The organism is Haloferax sp. SDI50, assembly GCF_059802635.1.
This window is the reverse complement of sequence record NZ_JBPULL010000001.1, coordinates 1,971,683-1,989,309: the sequence shown is the minus strand read 5'-3', so window position 1 is coordinate 1,989,309 and position 17,627 is coordinate 1,971,683. Positions and strand designations below refer to the sequence as shown.

The window sequence follows — 17,627 nt, the reverse complement described above, 5'->3', positions numbered from 1 at the left end:
ACGTGATTCGACGCCAACTGCTACCGTCGCGGTCCATGGCGTCCAAGGAGAGTCCACAATAACTCGGGGACGGCCACGTGACGGACCTCGGCGACGCTGGCGCTAATGGAGGGACTCACTCGGCAATCTACTGGTTGCTGTCCGGGCCACGGGTTCTCGACTACGACCGCCATGCGACTATCATGGCGAGACTCGACGGCGTCGAACTCGCCAAGACGAGATGTGACAAAGCTAGCTCGTCTGGTAGTTCGGAGGTGAGGTACCTCTCCACACTCAGAAGTATCACTATTATGCCACAGATACGAACGCCCGGCACGGTGCGCAGTAAGGTCGACCCGTTCGTCGATTCGGCACCCAACCGTGTCTCGAGTCGTATTCACGGCGAACCGTCCGTGTTGTTCGGAAAGCTATCCGACATCGTACCGCCGGACGGCGATTCACTACGATGAACCGCGGCAGAGAAAGGAATAATTTAAATACTAGTCAACTGGTTGTCACTTATGGGTGTCATAGACAGGCGAATCCTCGTCCTCGCACTCGCGCGGTTTGCCGACACCATCGGAAACGGCATCCTCGTCGTCTTGATACCGGCATATCTGACGAGTGGATTCGTCTCACTCTCGTTCAATATCTTCGAATTCGGATTTACTGAAGCAACTCTCGTCGGCGTCAGCGTCTCGACGTACGCACTCGTAAGCGCCGGAACCCAACGGCACGCCGGTCGGCTCTCGGACTGGTTCGCCTACCGGAAAGGGTTTGTCGCACTCGGATTAGCGCTGATCGGTGGTGCCGACTTCCTCTATCCGTTCGTCGGTGGGTTCCCCGGTATCGTTCTACTGCGGGCGGTTCAGGGGCTCGGTGCTGCGCTCTCGCTCCCAGCGTCGATGGCCATCGTCAACGAGTTCACCAAGGCGGGCGACCGCGGCGGCGACATCGGCCTGTTCAACGCGGTTCGGCTCTCCGGGTACGTCGTCGGTCCACTCATCGCGGGGGGCATCCTCTCCGGCGGGCCATACGCCGTCCCGCTCTCCGATGGGGCGATTTCGGTCTCTCGATTCGCGGTCGCGTTCGTCGTCGCCGGGTCGGTAGTGGCGGTGAGTATTCTGCTCGTCGCTCTTTTCGTTCCCGAACCCGACGAACAGATGTCGAGAGAGCGGAGTTCGCTCTCGCTGCACGTGTTCGGACAACAGCAGTTGTTCCACCCGGTGTTTGCCCTCGGTGCGACGACGTTCCTGCTCTCTGTCACCGTCGACCTGTTCGTTCCGATTCAACGGCTGGTCAACCAGCGACTCGGGCAGAGCCAAGCGATGTTCAGCGCAGAGTACGCGGCACTCATGATTGCGGTCATCGTCCTACTGGTTCCCGCTGGAAAAGCGAGTGACCGCTTCGGACGGCGTGTGTTTATTCTCGCGGGCGCGGCGGCGCTCACCCCTGCCGTATTCGTTCAGGCGTACATCACCTCACCGGTGCTGATGGTCGCCGCGAGATTCCTACAGGGGGGTGCGCTCGCAATCGCGTTCTCACCCTCGCTGGCGTTTGCAGGAGACCTCGCGAACGCGGGCGAGTCGGGCAGTTGGCTCGCGATTATCACCACGACGTACGGACTCGGTCGGGCGTGCGGCCCACTCGTTGGGGGAGTACTCGGCGACATCTCGTACCAACTCCCGTTCTTCGTCGGGAGCGGATTGGCGCTCGTGGCGCTCGGTCTCGTCGTCACGCAAGTCAAGAAACCGGCCAACGCGGCCGACGCCGCCTAATCCACCATCGAAGTGAGGGACAGCCAAATCCGCACGACCGCCGCTCAGACTGTCCCGTGGACGATGTTGTACGACCAGAGACCCTTACGCAACGTCCGGTACTGATAGTGGCAGGCGATGACGTGGGCCACCTCCGTTGGGGTTCCCCGACCCAACTGCTCGCGGAGTTTCACGAGCACGTACCGTGGGAAACTCGACATGAACGTCCCCCTCGAAAACGGGAGGACGTTCTCGTCGATATTGTCTGCAGTAACCTCCTCAAACCCGATATCCTCCATGTGCGCCCGAAAGTCATCGACGTGAGCGAGGTCTGGGACCTTCCACCCGTCGAGCCACTTACGCATGAGCTGTTCGTCCCGTTCGCGAAGGTCACGTTCGCTCCGATAGCCGTCGGCGACGACGATTCGACCGCCGTCGTCGAGGACGCGGTACGCCTCTTCCAAGAAGTCCCGTTTATTCTCGGCGTAGCAGATGGCTTCGAGCCCCCAGACGACATCGAACGCGCTGTCGTCGACCGTCTCCATCGCGGTGAAGTCGTCGTACCGGAACGCTGCGCGGTCGGAGACGTCCCGCGTCTTTGCGAGCGACCGGGCGTGTTCGAGTTGGCTTTCGGTGATGTTGAGTCCGACCACCTCCGCACCGCGATGTTTCGCAATCCACGTGGCCGGACCGCCGATTCCGCAACCGCAGTGGAGAACCCTGTCGTCGGCGTCGATATCGACTGTCTCGGCGAGAACTCTCGTCATGTTCTCGACCGCCGAATCTCGACTCGTGTGTTCGTCGTCGAAGTATCCGTAGTGGATAGACCGGTGGTCGTACTCGTCCATCGACTCCTGATACAGTTCGTGGACGGTCGAGTAGTACTGGCTGACTGCTTCGTTCGTGTCAATCGATTGTGGCATAAATCTGCCATATTATGCCTATTAGCTAAATGTTTCGATATGTTCAACTCAATAGACTGTATAGATGGATTGAATTAACTGATGGGGTACACATCTCTGTGTTCGGAACGTCGGTCAGTACAGCACACAAAAACAGGTCGAACGTACCGGTCTACTCGGCCGCCGTGAACTCCACCGCGTCGGCCTCGAAATCCTCGACGAACGCGCCCTGTCCGCCGATGCTGTAGGTTCCCTCGTCTGTCTCGACGACGAAGGCGTTCTCCACCGGGAAGGAGTTATTCGCGGGTTCGAGGAGGCCCTGCCGAATATCGACCACGCGGCCGTGAAGTTCGGTCGGCCCGTCGGTGTGAACCATCCGTCCGATGACGGTCACGTCGAGGTCGATGCCCGCGCGCTCGCAGAGGGCGGCCTGCAGGACGGCGTGGCGGAAGTTGTGGTACGTCGCCGGGAGCGGGTCGGGGTCGGTCGTGTACGCCTCGGCGGCCATCGGCCAGTAGTTCCCGAAGAAGGAGCCGACGATGACCGGACCGAGGTGTGGCTGTGCGAAGACGATGGCCTGCGACTCGGAGTTCGACCGGGCGACCATCTCGCCGGGGGAGATGAGGCCCGTTCGCGAATCGACGGTGAGCATCGTGGGCATGAGTTCGTGCCAAACGCGCACCAGCGAGGCCACGCCGTCGAGCGCGAGGTCGTCGTGCGGTTCGACGCCGCTGACGACGAGCGAGACGAGGACGCCGCGCTCGCGGGCCGCCCGGAGTTCGTCTTCGACCTCGTCGAGCACGTCGTAGGGGAGCGACAGCGTGATTTCGGACTCGGCGCGGCCGACGAGTTCCCCGATGCGCTTGAGCACCGTCACGCGGGACTTGATGACCTCGAAGCGCTCTTGGTCGCGGGCGGTGGCCGTGTAGCGCTCCTCCAGCGCGGGGCGCATGGATTCGACGCTCTCGGAGAGCGATTCGATGACCTCCATCGGCGGCAGGGGCCGAATCGTCGTCGGCACGACGTGGTCGTTAACCTCCACGAAGCCGCGCGATTCTAGTTCCTTGCTCACGCTGTAGACGTAGCGCTTGGAGACGCCCGCCGCGTCGGCGATCTGGCTCGCCTTCGCCTCCCCGAGTTCGAGCAGAGTCAGATACGTGTCGACGACCTTCTCTGAGAGCCCGAACTGCTCCAGGAGGTCGGCGAGTTCCCGGTCGTCCATGCTCGGACTGTCATCGACCATGATACTTAATGGCTCGAATCACCGACGGCGCGGAGCACGACCGCGTCGGCGACGGTGACGCGGACGCCCCCATCGCCCGCGGCCGCGTCGCTCGCGCCGACTCGCTCGCCCGTCAGGAGGTCGGTCCCCTCGACTTCCGCGCCGAGTTCGACGGTTGTCGGCTCCCCGCCGAAGTTCAGGACGACGACGAGCCGGTCGGTGCCGTCGTCGCGGGCGAACGCGACCACGCGGTCGGCCTCGACACCATCGTCTCCGGTGGGGGCAACGCCGGCAGAGACGGGTTCGACATCGCCGACGCGGAGCGCCTCGTGCGCGTCGCGGAGGCGGGAGAGTCGCCGGTGGAACGCCACGAGGTCGGTGTCGGCGTCGTACCAGCGCATCGTCCCGCGCTGGTCCGCGACGCCGGTCTCCTGCCCGTAGTACATCATCGGCGCGCCGGGGAGCGTGAACGTCGCGGCCGCGGCCGCCCGGAGCGCGTCCTCACCGACTTCGCTCCGGTAGCGCTCCTCGTCGTGGTTCTCGATGTAGCGAAGTTGTACGGCGTCGTCGGGGAAGCCGTGCCAGCGGGCGTCGGCGACGGCGTCGAGGAGGGCCGTCGCCGGTTTCTCGCCCGCGCCGATGGCTCGGAGCGCCCCGTACAGCGTCGTGTCGTAGTGGGCGTCGAACTCGTTTTCGTGGTACGCGGGGTCCCGCGGGATGGTCTCGTCGAGGAGCAGGAAGTCGGAGTCGTCGGCTTTCACCCGCTCGCGGACCTCCTTCCAGAATCCGTGGGGGACGCCCCACGCCACGTCGCAGCGGAAGCCGTCGACGACCGCCGCCCACTCGACGACCACGTCGAGCATCCACGACCGGACCGCCGGCGAGTCGTAGTTGAGGTTCGGAATGCGCGTCCAGTTGAAGTAGTGTTCCGCCGCGCCGGGGCCGCCCCAGTCGATGTCGGAGGGGTCCTCGCGGCCGGGAACGCGGGCGTAGTGGTCCTCGTAGCCGGGGACGCCGGTCGAATGGAACTGGAAGGCCGGGTGGTCCCGCGACGTGTGGTTGATGACGAGGTCGAAGACGACGCGGATGCCGGCGCCGTGACATCGCTCGACGAGCGCCTCGAAATCCTCGCGCGAACCGAGGTCCGACGCGGTGTCGAAGTAGTCGGTGACGTGGTAGCCGTGGGTCGTGTGGCTCTCCAGTATCGGCGTGAGCCACAGGCAGTCCACGCCGAGCGATTCGAGGTAGGGAACCCGCCGGGCGAGTTCGTCGAACGTCGGGTCGGGCGTCTCGCCGGCGAACGACCGGATGAACACCTCGTAGACGGTCGCGTGGTGCGCCCACTCGGGCGCGTCGCCGGGGCGCGAGACGGCGAGGCCGGAACCGGGTTCGTCGCCCGCAACCCCTGCTTCCACGACCAGCGTATCGAGAACCGAATGTCGGACGTACGGTTCGCCCGACTCGGTCGTCGTCTGGACGGCGACGGCGTGGACCCGGACCGGCCCCGACGAGTCGACCCCGCGGAGCGTGTCAACCGGGACGCGCAGACTGTCGCCGTCGACCTCGCAGTCGCCCGGTTCGAGCGCGTCGCGGCCGTCGAACAGGAACTCGACGGCGAGCGTCGCCTCCTCGGCGTCGGGCGCGGTCTCCGCGTCCGCGACGACGACGAGTTCGGTTTCGTCGTCTCCGTTGTCTCCGACGCCACCGTCGTCTCCATCGCCGCCGTCGCTTCCACTCTCACTCTCCTCGATTCGCGCGTCGAGTCGAACCCGCGGGCGGCCCAGTCCGGGGACTTCGACGTCGCCGCGAACCTGCTCCGCGAGGTCGTCGTGCGGGGCGAACCCGTACGGATGCGACCCCGGCGGGAGCGCCACGTCGAGGGCGTAGTCGTCGCCGGCGCGGCGCGGCCGGTCGCGGCCGACGAGGCGGTCGTTGAACGGGCCGATGACGGCGACCTCGTCCGGCGAGGCGGGTTCGAGGGCGGCCGCGGGGACCGCCATCGTCGCCGGGCGGCGGTCGTCGGGGAAGGCGCGAACGGTCTGTTCGTGGCGGCCGTCGGGCGCGTCGAGTTCGAGGCGGTACGTGCCGGGAACGTCGGGGGCGAGGTGGACGACCGGCCCGGTGCCGACCGTCGCCGCGCTCTCCGCGGGCGCGTCGAGGACGCGCCACCGGTACGTTGCGTCTCGTTCGGGGGCTCTCGGAGCGAGTTCGACGGGGCGGCCGACCGTCGTGACTCGCGGCGGACCGGGGTGATGCATACCCCACCTCGGGTGAGGGGGACCCTTATCGTTTCGAAACCGTATGAAAGTTTGAAGGAACATTACACCAAGATTATTATCTGCGGAGGTCCCACGACTCAGCAATGCAACTACGCGACGCGCTGGCCGACTACAAGCGGCACGCAGACCACCCGACTCGGTTCCCGGGCGAGCGACGGACGACGAGCGGCCTGTTTTCGGGCCTCGGAAGCCGGTTAGTCCACGTCGAGACCGACGGCTCGCTCCGCGACTTCGGCTACCCGCTGTCCGGGCGCTGGGGCGTCGAGCGCTCCCGGTTCGGCGTTCGCCCCGTCGGCGACGACGCCGGCGTCTACTGGTTCGACGAGGGCGCGAACCAGTCGTACGCGGGCGACGGCGCGCTCGTCGTCACCGAACACGAGACGCCTCACGGTGGCGTGACCCAGTACGACCTCGCAATCGACGACGGCCACGTCAGCCGGTTCGAGACCGACGCCGACGTGGAACTCGTCGCCTTCGTCCACTTCCAGCCGGACGGCCGCGACACGCTCGTCGGGCAACTGACCCACGGCGACGCCGTGGAAGCGTACCACGCCGAGGAACACGACTTCCTCGCGTCGTCGCCCGGGTTCGACCACGTCGAAGGTCGGGTTCCCGAGGGCTTCGACGAACTGCTCTCGGAGGGCGAGGTCGAACTGCCGCGCCCCCGCACCGACGACTGCTACGAGGAGGGCCAACTGAGCGGCGCGGTCGTCGGGACCGTCCCGTTCGAGGCGGGCGCGGCCGCGGTCGGCCACCTGCTCACCGACGACACCGAGACGAGCCGGGAGGACGCGCTGGACCGCGTCCGCGACCTCGTCGCGCGCGACCTCGACGACCTCCGCGAGCGCACCGCGGGGCAGGTCGAAGGCGCGGTTCCCGACCACCGCGAATCGGCCGCGATGCGCGCTGACATCCGCGTGCTCTCGCTTCTGTCCGGGGCGCTCGGCCTCCGCATCGCCGGCCCGGACTTCGACCCCTACTACGCCTACTCCGGCGGCTACGGCTACACGTGGTTCCGCGACGACGCCGAAATCTCGACGTTCCTCTTCGAGTCCGACGAGCGACTCGACCTCGGCCTCGACGCGTGGCACGAGCGCAGCGCCCGCGCCTACTGCCGCACCCAGCGCGAGGACGGCTCGTGGCCCCACCGCGTCTGGCCCTTCGACGGGTCGCTCGCGCCCGGGTGGGCGAACGCCCGCCTCGAATCCGGCGACGACGCCGACTATCAGGCCGACCAGACGGGGAGCGTCATCGCCTTCCTCGCGGCCTACCACGACCGCTGTGCCGACGACGACCTCCGCACCGACATCGAGGAGACGCTGGCGCGCGCCCTCAACAGCCTCGACGACACCCTCGGCGACGACGGCCTCCCCGTCGACTGCCAGAACGCGTGGGAGAACATGACCGGCCGGTTCAGCCACACCGCGGCGACGTTCCTCGAAGCCTACGCCGCGCTCGCGCTATCCGACCTCGACTCGGCGCTGACCGACCGCGCCGCGGCGCGCGCCCGCGAGGTGTACGAGGGCATCGACCGCCTCTGGAGCGAGGGCCGCGGCTGTTACGCGCTCCGCGTCGCCGACGGCGAACTCGACGACCGCTACGACTCCGCCGCGCTCGCGCTCGCGTCGGCCCACCGGACCTACGACCGACTCGAAGCCGTCGACGACGACCGACTGGACCGACTCGTCCGCCACGTCGAGTCCGTCTTCGACGGCCTCTGGCACGACCCCGACGACAGCGACGTAAAGGGGCTGGTCCGCTTCGAGGGCGACGACTGGCGGACGCGCGAGCAGTCCTCGGAGAAGATTTGGACCGTCTCGACCGCGTGGGGCGCGAACGCCGGCGTCGAACTCGCCGCCCTGCTGGCCGCCCACGGCGACGACCGGGCTGAGAAGTTCGCCGACGAGGGCCGCGCGCTCCTCGACCTCGTCCTCCCCGACGGCCCGCTCTGTACCGACGAGGGCTACCTCGCGGAGCAGTTCTTCGACGACGGCACGCCCGACAGCGCGACGCCGCTCGGCTGGCCGCACGCGCTTCGGCTGGCGACGCTGGCGACGCTCGACGCCGACGACGCGTTCGGCGGGGCGTAAGCCGGCGGCACGGCTCTCGCACGGCGCACAGCGAGGGTCCGCGAGAAAACAGCGAACTACGTCTTCACACCTGCTGGGTCGGGGCCGCGCGCCGCTCGGATTCGCGGTAGAGCAGCGACTCGCCGGTCCGCGGATGGAAGACGTGGAGGTCCGACTCGTCGAAGGTGACGCCGACCGTCTCGCCCGTCTCGGGTTCGATGTCCGAGTCGACGCGAGCGATGAAGTCCGGGCCGATGTCGAGGTGGAGGTAGTTGTCCGAGCCGATGGGCTCGACGACGCCGACGGTCGAGTCGACGACGTTCTCGCCGGAGGAGGCAGTCACCACGTCCTCCGGGCGGACGCCGACGCGGAGTTCGGTCGCGTCGGTCGACTCGCGGAGCGTCGCCGAGAACGATTCGGACAGGCGGTACGAGAACGCCCCGTCGCCGACGAGGACGAGGCGGTCGCCCTCGCGTTCGACCGACACATCGAGGAAGTTCATCGACGGCGAGCCGACGAAGCCGCCGACGAACTCGTTGGCGGGATTCTCGTACACGTCCTTCGGGCGGCCGACCTGCTGGAGTTTTCCGTCGTTGAGGATGACGATTTTGTCGCCCATCGTCATCGCCTCCTCCTGGTCGTGGGTGACGTACAGCGAGGTGATGCCGAGTTCGTTCTGGAGACGCTGAATCTCGGTCCGCATCGTGGTGCGGAGCTTCGCGTCGAGGTTCGAAAGCGGCTCGTCGAACAGGAACACGTCGGGCTCGCGGACGATAGCGCGCCCGAGCGCGACGCGCTGTTTCTGCCCGCCCGACAGCTCGTCGGGCTTGTCGTCGAGGAGGTCCTCGATGCCCATCATCGCCGCCGTCTCGCGGACGCGCTCGCGGCGCTCGTCCTTCGAGAGGTCGGTGCTCATCCGCAGGCCGAACGCCATGTTCTGCATGACGGTCTTGTGCGGGTACAGCGCGTAGTTCTGGAACACCATCGCCACGTCGCGCTTGCGGGCGTGCTGGTCCGTGACGTCCTCGTCCCCGATTCGAATCGTGCCGCCGGAGGGCGATTCGAGCCCCGCAACCATGCGGAGCGTCGTCGACTTCCCGCAGCCTGACGGGCCGACGACGGTGATGAACTCGCCGTCCTCGACGTCGAGCGAGAGGTCCTCGACGGCGACGACGCGACCCCGGTCGTACTCCTTGCGAAGCGCTTCGAGCGTGAGACGTGCCATTACTCCCCGTCTGTCCCCATCGTCCATAATCGTTTTCCTATTTTCTGAATTTGTGATGCAATAGTTCGTATTATATTTTGAACCTCGATAACCGAGTGTAGAAGCCTTCTAGCGTCGTTTGAATGAATTCCCGATGGCATCGTATTGGCGAGTTCCTCCGCGAATGCGGGCGTCATTCCGAACAATTAAATATATGAACACATAGTTCATCATAGATTCGTTATGCCAATGAACCGCCGCACAATCCTGAAGCAACTGGCAGGCACGACGGCCGTCGGCGCACTCGCGGGGTGCGTTGGCGTGTCGGAGACCGATTCGACGCAGACGCCCGAACAGAGCAGTGCGGAGGGCGACGACGGTGACGAGGAGACCACCGCCGGAGCGGAGACCGAGTCCGCGGGGCCGAGCGGGACGTTCACGCTCTGGCACCAGCGCGCGGAAGCCGAGAAGAAGGCGCTCGAAGCCAACGCCGAGACGTTCACCTCGGAGACGGCCCACACAGCGAAGCCCGCCGAAATCGCCGACCTCCGGAAGAAGACGACCTCCGCCATCCCGGCCGGACAGGGCGCGGGTATGTTCGACTGGGCCCACGACTGGACCGGCGAGTACTACCAGAACGGCTTCCTCTCGGACCAGAGCGACCAGTTGAACGTTGACCTCTCGGTCTACACCCGACCCGCACAGGAGGCGGTCCAGTTCGACGGCGCGACCGTCGCGCTCCCCTACGCCGCCGAGACCGTCGGCCTCATCTACAACAAGGAGATGGTGGACGAAGCGCCCGAGACCGTCGCCGACATGACGGCCACCATGGAGGAGTACCACGACCCCGAAAACGGGATGTACGGCCTCAGCTACCCGTTGGACGCCTACTTCATGAGCGCGTGGGCGCACGCTTTCGGCGGCTACTACTTCGACGAGTCGAACGTCGAACTCGGCCTGTCGAACGAGGCGACGCTCGACGGGTTCCAGTTCATCCTCGACAACTTCGTCCCGTACCAGCCAAAGGACACGGGTTACGACCCGCAGGCGGCCGTCTTCCTCGAGGGCAACGCGCCCTTCGCCATCAACGGGCCGTGGTTCCTCGGCGACGTTCGCTCCAACGACATCGACGCCGACATCACCCGGCTTCCCTCCCCCGAGGGCGACGCCGAGCCCAAGCCGTACACGACGGTCAAGCAGCTCTACTTCACCTCGACGCTGGAGGGCGACGAGGCGACGGCGGCCGCATCCCGCGCGTTCGCTGAGTGGTACACCACGAACACCGACGTGCTCTCAGCGAACGCCGAGGAGTTCGGCTACATTCCGGTCCACAAGGAACTCGCTTCGAGCAGCGACCTCCCCGAGGCCGTCCAGGGCTTCTCGGAGTCCGTCTCGCTCGGCACCCCCATCCCGACGCACCCGAACATGGGCGACGTGTGGGGGCCGCTCGAAGACGCCTTCAACAGCGTGAAAAACGGCGACGCGGAGCTCGAATCCGCGTTCACGAAGGCCGAAGAAAACATCCGGTCTAACTGGGAGTAAGGACGATGAGCGTCGTCGACAGCGCCGTCGAGCGCGTCGCGGACAGCCCGGTGGTGAGCAAGGACGACCTGCCCTTGCTGTTGGTACTGCCGGGGCTGTTCGTCTTCCTCGCGTTCATGCTCTTTCCCGTCCTGTACCTAGTGTATCTCTCGTTCACCAACGCGGAGCCGGCCACCCTGTTCCAGGGCAAAGAGCAGTGGGTCGGCCTCGCCAACTACGTGACGGTCCTCTCGGACGGCCAGTTCTGGAACTCGATGGGCGTGACGTGGCTGTTCGTCGCCACGTCGGTCGCGCTCAAGGTGCTCGTCGGCCTCGGCATCGGGCTCGTGGTGACGGGCGAGCGCGTCCGCGGCAAGCGGTTCATGCGCGCGCTCATCATCATCCCGCTCGGCCTCCCGGGCATCTTCACCATCACCATCTGGCGCGGCATCTTCAGTTCGGCCGAGTTCGGCCTCGCCAACCAGTTCCTCCAGATGGCCGGCCTCGACTCCATCGCCTGGCTCTCCGAGCGCTGGATGGCCTTCCTCGCCTACAACGTCACCGAGGCGTGGCTGGCGTACCCGTTCATGGTCATCATCACCGTGAGCGCCCTGCAGGACGTTTCGGAGGAACTCCACGAGGCGGCGATGATAGACGGCGCGGGCTTCTTCGCCCGCTTCCTGCACGTGACGCTTCCCTCTATCAAGCGCCCCGTGCTGTTCGCCTCGATTCTCACGGCCGCGGCGTCGTTCCAGCAGTTCCTCATCCCGTACGTGTTCAATCAGGGCGGGCCGTCGCGGACGAACGAACTGCTCATCGTCTACGGCTACCGCGAGGCGTTCCGCTTCCAGAAGTACGGTGAGGGCGCGGCCATCATGCTGGTCGCCGTGGCCGTTATCGGCGTCTTCATGATGCTGAACGTCAAGAAAGGACAGCTCGCCGACGGGGTGGACGACGCATGAGCGTCATCTCCGACATCGCGGCCGAACTCGCCGACGACGCGCGGGCCGCCGCGATGGCCCCCGTCGAGTCGGTCAAGGACGCCAAGTACACCCTCGAAGGCATCCGCGAGGGGCGCGTCAGCCCCGCGACGGTGCTGAAGACCGCCGGCATCACCCTCGGTGCCGCGGTCGTCGTCGCGCTCCTGTTGTTCCCGCTGTACTGGGTCGCCGTCGGGGCCTTCTCGGGCACCGGCGCGTCGCTGTACTCGTCGAGCGGGATTCGCCTGTGGCCGGCCGACCCGACCATCGAGCCGTTCCTGTGGGTCATCGGCGACCTCATCGTCCCGAGCTACCGCATCAGCCTCGGCCTCGGCGGCTACGAGGTGTTCCTGCAGACGCCCGAACTGACGTTCCTCGACGTGTCGCAGTACGGGGTCACGGAGACCTCCGAGTTCAAGCGGTTCTTCGCGAACAGCCTCACCGTGGCGATTCCGACGGTGATACTGGCGATGTGTCTCATCGTCCCCAGCGCCTACGCGCTGTCGCGCCGGCAGTTCATCGGCCGCTCGAAGGTGCTGTACGGCTACGTGCTGTTCACCCAAATCGGCGGCGGGCTCGGCGTCGCGCTCCTCATCGCGCTGTACGCCCTGTTCGTCCAGTTCGGGTTCAACGACAGCAAACTCGCGCTGTCGGCGTACTACGCCGCCACCGCGGTCCCGTTCAACACGTGGCTCCTGAAGACGTACATGGACGGGATTCCCGTCTCCTACGAGGAGGCCGCGATGATTGACGGCGCGCCGTCGTGGAAAATCGTCACCGAAATCATCCTCCCGCTGTCGAAGGCGGGGCTGGCGACGGTGTTCATCTTCACCTTCCTCACCGGATGGACCGAATTCGTCGTCGCCCAGACGCTGCTCTCGACGGACAACTACACCCTGCCGGTCGGGCTGTACTCGCTCGTCGGCCGGTACTCCATCCCGTGGGCCCGGTTCTCGGCGTTCGCGCTGACGTTCGCCGCGCCCATCATGCTCATCTACCTGTTCGCACAGCGCTACATCGAAGGCGGCCTGTCGTTCGGCGGGATGGAAGGCTGAGCGCGTCGGGCGCACCCTCGATACCGCTTTTTTCGGCCGTCTCTCCGCGTGAATCGGTGGCACGCGCGTCGCTCGAATCCGAAGTCCTTAACCCTCCCCTGTTGGTAGTTCCGCCAACTCGCTGGCAACGCGGGCACGCCAGAGGGCACCCGTCACGCACGGGACGAAATGTGGTCTCAGGGGATTTCCCCGACGGACTGAATCGCAAGCGCCCGCGGTGATACACAATGGCACGAAGCTTCTATTCCCACATCAAGGAAGCGTGGAAGACCCCGAAGGAAGGCAAGCTGGCCGAACTCCAGTGGCAGCGAAAACAGGAGTGGCGCAACCAGGGCGCTATCGAGCGCATCGAGCGCCCCACCCGCCTCGACAAGGCCCGTGAGCTCGGCTACAAGGCCAAGCAGGGCATCATCGTGGTCCGCGTCTCCGTCCGCAAGGGCGGCGCGCGCAAACAGCGCCACAAGGCCGGCCGCCGCACGAAGCGCCAGGGCGTCAACCGCATCGGCCGCCGCAAGTCCATCCCGCGCATCGCGGAGGAGCGCGCCTCCCGCAAGCACCCCAACCTGCGCGTGCTGAACTCCTACGGCGTCGGACAGGACGGCTCCCAGAAGTGGCAGGAAGTCATCCTCGTCGACCCCGAGCACCCGGCCATCCAGAGCGACGACGACCTCAACTGGATCTGCGACGACACCCACGAGGGCCGCGCCTTCCGCGGTCTCACCAACGCGGGCAAGAAGAACCGCGGTCTCCAGAACCGCGGTAAGGGCACGGAACACAACCGTCCCTCCATCCGCGCCGGCAACGGCCGCGGCAAGTAACGCCCCGCGCCACCGCGCCGATTTCTCTCTTTATCGACCGTCGAGCGATAGCGCGTCCCATCGAGTGGCGTACAGTCCCGCACCGACGAGACCCGGTCCCACGAGTGCGACGACGACTTGGAGAACGACGACGGCGACGACGGCGCGGCTAACGCCACAGAATCCGACGAGACACATCTGCGGACCGCCGAGAGAAAAGAGGTGGCCGTCGGTGAGTCCACCGGGTGCGACGAAGAGCGTGGCGACGACCAACATCGCAATCGGCCACCCGTAGGTCGCAAACCGAAGGGCAGTCTCCGAGTCGAGCTGTTGGAACCGGGCGACGAGTCGCTGTCCTACGAGAAGCGGCAGCGTCCACAACACGACGGCGGCGGCGACGACCGCGACGAGAATCGTCGCCGCGACTTCCCACATCGAACTGCCGCCGGCGACGACCCACACGACGACGGTCACGCCGAGGTAGAACACACCCGCCGCGAAGAACGCGCGCTGGAGGGCGAACTGAAACGGGCGGTCCCACCCGCGCCACAACAGGTGTGCGCCGAGCGTCACGACTGTGGCGACACCGACGGTCAGCGCGAGGACGAAGACGGGGAGCAATCCGAGAGGGAGAGCCATACGCCGGGCTCCGACGCGACTCTTGATAAAGTTTTGTCAGAACGGCGACGTGGGACCGAGGTCCGCTTCGCCCTCGTCCGCGGAGCCGTCTTCGACCGCGCCGTCCCACGCGTCGAAGCCGCCGCGGAGGCTGGACACGTCGGCGTCGACGTTGTCGTCGAGCACCGAGGCGACCTGCTTCGAACTCTTGCCGACGTAACACGAGACGACGACCTCGGCGGGCCACTCGCGGTCGAACACCTCGGGGCCGAGCGTCGCCGCCGGGAGGTTCTCCGACCCGGGGATGTGACCGGACGTGTACGACGAGGGGTCTCGGATATCGACGACGGCGAGCTCATCGTCGTCGTCGGCCAGTTTCTCGCGTAGTTCGTCGGGCGTCGTCTCGGCGACCATACCCCACATGAACAGGCGGAGCGCCAAAGGCGCGTCGCTTCCGGCGATGTCGTCGCCAGCGGCGGCGGTTCGGGGGTCGGAGGAAGGGGCACGCCCGTGCCGCGGCTTTATTCGGGGGCGACGCCAACCTCGGGATATGACGCTCTCACTCGACGCCACCCAGTTGGACCGCTACTCGCGGCACATCATCATGGACGAGGTCGGCCCGGAGGGCCAAGGGCGACTGCTCTCGTCGCGGGTCGTCGTCGTCGGCGCGGGCGGGTTGGGCGCGCCGGCCATCCAGTACCTCGCGGCGGTCGGCGTCGGCGAACTCGTCGTCGTCGACGACGACGTGGTCGAGCGGAGCAACCTCCAGCGGCAGGTCGTCCACCGCGACGACGACGTGGGGACGCCGAAGGCCGAGAGCGCCGCCGCGTTCGTCCGCGGGCTCAACCCCGACGTGTCGGTCGAACCGGTCGAGGCCCGCGTGGACAAGTCGAACGTCCACGAGGTCGTCGCGGGCGCTGACGTGGTGGTCGACGCCTCGGACAACTTCCCGACGCGCTACCTCCTCAACGATGTCTGCCGCTTCGAGGAAATCCCGCTGGTCCACGGCGCGATATACAAGTTCGAGGGGCAGGCGACGACGCTCGTCCCCGACGGACCCTGCTATCGATGTCTGTTCCCCGAAGCGCCCGAACCGGGGACCGTCCCCGACTGCGCGACCACGGGCGTCCTCGGCGTCCTCCCCGGGACGGTCGGCTGTATTCAGGCGACGGAAGCGATGAAGCTCCTCCTCGACGAGGGCGAGGTGCTCGACGGGCGGCTCATGTTTTACGACGCGATGGACATGACGTTCGAGACGGTCCCGTATCGGAAGAACCCGGACTGCCCCGTCTGCGGCGAGGGCGGCGTCGACTCCATCGAGGACATCGACTACGTCGAGAGCTGTGCAATCAGCCTCGACTGAGGAGAGAACCCAACTCGGGTCGTCGAACGCTCCGAGTCGGTCGCACTACCGGTCGAACTGGAATCCGCCGAACTCGTCGTCCGAGCCGCCGTCGGTCGCTGCGCGAACCGAGTCGGCATCCGCGTCGGCGTCCGCGCTGTCGGCCGCGTCGTCGAGGTCCATCGCGTCCAGTTCCTCGACCGCCGCGGCGTCGCCGCCGACGAGGGCGTCCACCCGGTCAGCGAGCGCGTCGAGCGCGACCGTCTGGTCGGCCGTCGCGTCGGTGATGTCGGTCGTCGACGATTCGGCGGCGGTCGCGTGCTCTTGGGCCATCTGAATCGTACTCGTGACCTCCTCGATGTTCGTCGCCTGCGAGTCGGTCGCGCGAGCGACCTCGGTGATGCCGTTGGCCGCGGAATCCGCGGCGTCGGCGATTTCCGAGAGCGAGCCGAGCACGTCCTCGATTTCGCCGGAGGCGACCTGAATCTGCTCGTGTGACTGCTCGGAGGCCGTCACGGTCTCGTCGGCCTGTTCCTGAATCTCGGTGATGCTGTCGGCGATTTCCTCGGTGTGCTCGTGGGTCTGGTTCGCGAGCTGTTTGACCTCGTCGGCGACGACCGAGAAGCCCTCGCCCGCCTCGCCCGCCCGGGCGGCCTCGATGTTCGCGTTGAGCGCGAGCAGGTTCGTCCGGTCTGCGACCTCCGCGATGACCTCGACGACCTCCTCGATGACGCCCATGCGCTGTTGGAGTTCGGTCACGCTGTCGAGCAGTTCGTCGGAGATATCGATGACTTGGTCTGTCGCGGTCCGGATGCTCTGGCCGGCCTCATGGCCGTTTTCGGCGGCCGCGCGGGCCTGATTCGCCGCCGACGCGACCTCGTCGGAGGTGGCCGCTATCTCCTCCATGCTGGCCGACAGCTCCTGCATCTCCTCTGCGCCCGTCGAGAGCAGGTCCGCCTGCTCCGTGACCTGCGATTCGATGTCGGTCGCGGCGGTCGCCGCCCGCTGAATCGCCCCGCCGAGGTCGGCGGTCGTGGCGTCGACCTCGCTGGCGAGGCGGTCGAACCGGGTCGCCATCTCGTTGAGGTCCGAGACGACCGCCAGCGTCTCGTCGTTGAGGACGCCGCGGTCGTCCGTGAACGACGCCCGGGCTGAGAGGTCGCCGGCGGTGAGGCTCCCGATGGTGGTCGAGACCTCCTCGACGAGCGCCTCGGACGCCCGCTGTTTCTCCACCGCGTCGGTCCGGTCGTGGACCGCCTCGACGACGCCGACCAGTTCGTCGCCCTCGAACAGCGGTTGGGCGGTGAAGGAGATATGGCGCTTCGCGCCGTGCCGGTCCGTCATCGTGCTGGTGTCGCGGTAGAGCCGACTGGCCTCGTCGACCACGTCGAGGCCGTGGACCACGTCGGCACCCCGCGGGTCGTCGAGCACCTTGTCGGCGAGCGTCTTCGCCCGCCGGCCGTCCGGGTAGAACAGTTCGCTCACGTGCTCCGACCCGAGCGCCTCCGCCGCGGGGACGCCCGTGAGCGTCGTAATCGGGTCGTTCCACGCGATGACCCGTCCGTCGGCGTCGAGGACGAACACCGGCATCCCCACGCCGTCGAGCAGGGCACCGGTGTGCAACTGCTCGGCCGCCGCCGCGACCGTCCCTCGTTCGTCAGCCTGTGCGCCGCCGTCGGTCCGCGTCCGAGCCCCGACCCCCGGGACCAGCGCCGCGAGTCGCGAAAGCAGGTCCATATGTCTCCCCCCACGCAGATTGCCGGTATAACGCTACGCTCCGAGTTATCAACTGTGAGACTGAGGTGGTACGAAAACGGTCACAGCCGACAGCCGACTGCGGAACGCGAAACAGTCGAGAAAAACGGTGGTCGCGTGGGAGGGCCGAATCGGGAACCGACGGTT

General features: G+C 66.6%; 14 protein-coding genes. 7 read left to right on the top strand and 7 right to left on the bottom strand.

Features of this window, described 5'->3' with window-relative positions; all coding sequences use genetic code 11:
- The first annotated feature begins 500 nt into the window (after positions 1-500).
- Entirely contained in the window at positions 501-1,757 is a 1,257-nt protein-coding gene (locus ACSR87_RS10450; RefSeq protein ID WP_498530421.1) for an MFS transporter, read from the top strand.
- Between the two features lie 44 nt (positions 1,758-1,801).
- Here the strand turns inward: ACSR87_RS10450 and ACSR87_RS10445 are convergent, their stop codons facing one another.
- The 3 genes from ACSR87_RS10445 to ACSR87_RS10435 all read right to left on the bottom strand — a co-directional run bounded on the left by ACSR87_RS10445 (position 1,802) and on the right by ACSR87_RS10435 (position 6,118).
- Complete coding sequence (locus ACSR87_RS10445; RefSeq protein ID WP_498530420.1) at positions 1,802-2,659, bottom strand: SAM-dependent methyltransferase; 858 nt, start codon at positions 2,657-2,659, stop codon at positions 1,802-1,804.
- Between the two features lie 151 nt (positions 2,660-2,810).
- Complete coding sequence (locus ACSR87_RS10440; protein WP_498530419.1) at positions 2,811-3,881, bottom strand: TrmB family transcriptional regulator; 1,071 nt, start codon at positions 3,879-3,881, stop codon at positions 2,811-2,813.
- A gap of 5 nt (positions 3,882-3,886) precedes the next feature.
- Positions 3,887-6,118, bottom strand: coding sequence for an alpha-amylase family glycosyl hydrolase (locus ACSR87_RS10435; RefSeq protein ID WP_498530418.1), 2,232 nt, complete (start codon positions 6,116-6,118; stop codon positions 3,887-3,889).
- Positions 6,119-6,222: 104 nt separating this feature from the next.
- Here ACSR87_RS10435 and ACSR87_RS10430 point away from each other — a divergent pair, with 104 nt between their 5' ends.
- Positions 6,223-8,229 (top strand): DUF7997 domain-containing protein, encoded by a 2,007-nt coding sequence (locus ACSR87_RS10430; protein WP_498530417.1) that lies wholly within the window; start codon positions 6,223-6,225, stop codon positions 8,227-8,229.
- 64 nt (positions 8,230-8,293) lie between these two features.
- On the opposite strand, the gene ACSR87_RS10425 is transcribed toward ACSR87_RS10430, so the two are convergent.
- Positions 8,294-9,433 carry an ABC transporter ATP-binding protein gene (locus ACSR87_RS10425; protein WP_498530416.1) on the bottom strand — a complete coding sequence of 380 codons (1,140 nt, stop codon included), beginning with the start codon at positions 9,431-9,433 and terminating at the stop codon, positions 8,294-8,296.
- 228 nt (positions 9,434-9,661) lie between these two features.
- Between ACSR87_RS10425 and ACSR87_RS10420 the strand changes: the two genes are divergently transcribed.
- The 4 genes from ACSR87_RS10420 to ACSR87_RS10405 all read left to right on the top strand — a co-directional run bounded on the left by ACSR87_RS10420 (position 9,662) and on the right by ACSR87_RS10405 (position 13,786).
- A complete protein-coding gene (locus tag ACSR87_RS10420) occupies positions 9,662-10,954 on the top strand; it encodes a substrate-binding domain-containing protein (protein WP_498530415.1) in 1,293 nt (430 codons plus the stop codon).
- 5 nt (positions 10,955-10,959) lie between these two features.
- Complete coding sequence (locus tag ACSR87_RS10415) at positions 10,960-11,895, top strand: carbohydrate ABC transporter permease (protein ID WP_115802184.1); 936 nt, start codon at positions 10,960-10,962, stop codon at positions 11,893-11,895.
- Positions 11,892-12,968 (top strand): sugar ABC transporter permease, encoded by a 1,077-nt coding sequence (locus ACSR87_RS10410; RefSeq protein WP_498530414.1) that lies wholly within the window; start codon positions 11,892-11,894, stop codon positions 12,966-12,968. Before ACSR87_RS10415 ends, ACSR87_RS10410 begins: the two co-directional genes overlap by 4 nt.
- A 227-nt stretch (positions 12,969-13,195) precedes the next feature.
- Positions 13,196-13,786 carry a 50S ribosomal protein L15e gene (locus tag ACSR87_RS10405; protein ID WP_498530413.1) on the top strand — a complete coding sequence of 197 codons (591 nt, stop codon included), beginning with the start codon at positions 13,196-13,198 and terminating at the stop codon, positions 13,784-13,786.
- Positions 13,787-13,816: 30 nt separating this feature from the next.
- On the opposite strand, the gene ACSR87_RS10400 is transcribed toward ACSR87_RS10405, so the two are convergent.
- Positions 13,817-14,404 carry a hypothetical protein gene (locus tag ACSR87_RS10400; RefSeq protein WP_498530412.1) on the bottom strand — a complete coding sequence of 196 codons (588 nt, stop codon included), beginning with the start codon at positions 14,402-14,404 and terminating at the stop codon, positions 13,817-13,819.
- Positions 14,405-14,440: 36 nt separating this feature from the next.
- A complete protein-coding gene (gene ubaB / locus ACSR87_RS10395) occupies positions 14,441-14,797 on the bottom strand; it encodes a rhodanese-like domain-containing protein UbaB (protein WP_498530411.1) in 357 nt (118 codons plus the stop codon).
- 136 nt (positions 14,798-14,933) lie between these two features.
- Between ubaB and ubaA the strand changes: the two genes are divergently transcribed.
- Complete coding sequence (gene ubaA, locus ACSR87_RS10390; RefSeq protein WP_498530410.1) at positions 14,934-15,746, top strand: SAMP-activating enzyme E1; 813 nt, start codon at positions 14,934-14,936, stop codon at positions 15,744-15,746.
- A 45-nt stretch (positions 15,747-15,791) separates the two neighbouring features.
- On the opposite strand, the gene ACSR87_RS10385 is transcribed toward ubaA, so the two are convergent.
- A complete protein-coding gene (locus ACSR87_RS10385) occupies positions 15,792-17,462 on the bottom strand; it encodes a methyl-accepting chemotaxis protein (RefSeq protein ID WP_498530409.1) in 1,671 nt (556 codons plus the stop codon).
- Positions 17,463-17,627 lie beyond the last annotated feature (165 nt).

Coding starts and splice junctions, on each gene's coding strand:
- ACSR87_RS10450 (WP_498530421.1), top strand. CDS start 501: ATGGGTGTCATAGACAGGCGAATCCTCGTCCTCGCACTCGCGCGGTTT.
- ACSR87_RS10445 (WP_498530420.1), bottom strand. CDS start 2,659: ATGCCACAATCGATTGACACGAACGAAGCAGTCAGCCAGTACTACTCG.
- ACSR87_RS10440 (WP_498530419.1), bottom strand. CDS start 3,881: ATGGTCGATGACAGTCCGAGCATGGACGACCGGGAACTCGCCGACCTC.
- ACSR87_RS10435 (WP_498530418.1), bottom strand. CDS start 6,118: ATGCATCACCCCGGTCCGCCGCGAGTCACGACGGTCGGCCGCCCCGTC.
- ACSR87_RS10430 (WP_498530417.1), top strand. CDS start 6,223: ATGCAACTACGCGACGCGCTGGCCGACTACAAGCGGCACGCAGACCAC.
- ACSR87_RS10425 (WP_498530416.1), bottom strand. CDS start 9,433: ATGGCACGTCTCACGCTCGAAGCGCTTCGCAAGGAGTACGACCGGGGT.
- ACSR87_RS10420 (WP_498530415.1), top strand. CDS start 9,662: ATGAACCGCCGCACAATCCTGAAGCAACTGGCAGGCACGACGGCCGTC.
- ACSR87_RS10415 (WP_115802184.1), top strand. CDS start 10,960: ATGAGCGTCGTCGACAGCGCCGTCGAGCGCGTCGCGGACAGCCCGGTG.
- ACSR87_RS10410 (WP_498530414.1), top strand. CDS start 11,892: ATGAGCGTCATCTCCGACATCGCGGCCGAACTCGCCGACGACGCGCGG.
- ACSR87_RS10405 (WP_498530413.1), top strand. CDS start 13,196: ATGGCACGAAGCTTCTATTCCCACATCAAGGAAGCGTGGAAGACCCCG.
- ACSR87_RS10400 (WP_498530412.1), bottom strand. CDS start 14,404: ATGGCTCTCCCTCTCGGATTGCTCCCCGTCTTCGTCCTCGCGCTGACC.
- ubaB (WP_498530411.1), bottom strand. CDS start 14,797: ATGGTCGCCGAGACGACGCCCGACGAACTACGCGAGAAACTGGCCGAC.
- ubaA (WP_498530410.1), top strand. CDS start 14,934: ATGACGCTCTCACTCGACGCCACCCAGTTGGACCGCTACTCGCGGCAC.
- ACSR87_RS10385 (WP_498530409.1), bottom strand. CDS start 17,462: ATGGACCTGCTTTCGCGACTCGCGGCGCTGGTCCCGGGGGTCGGGGCT.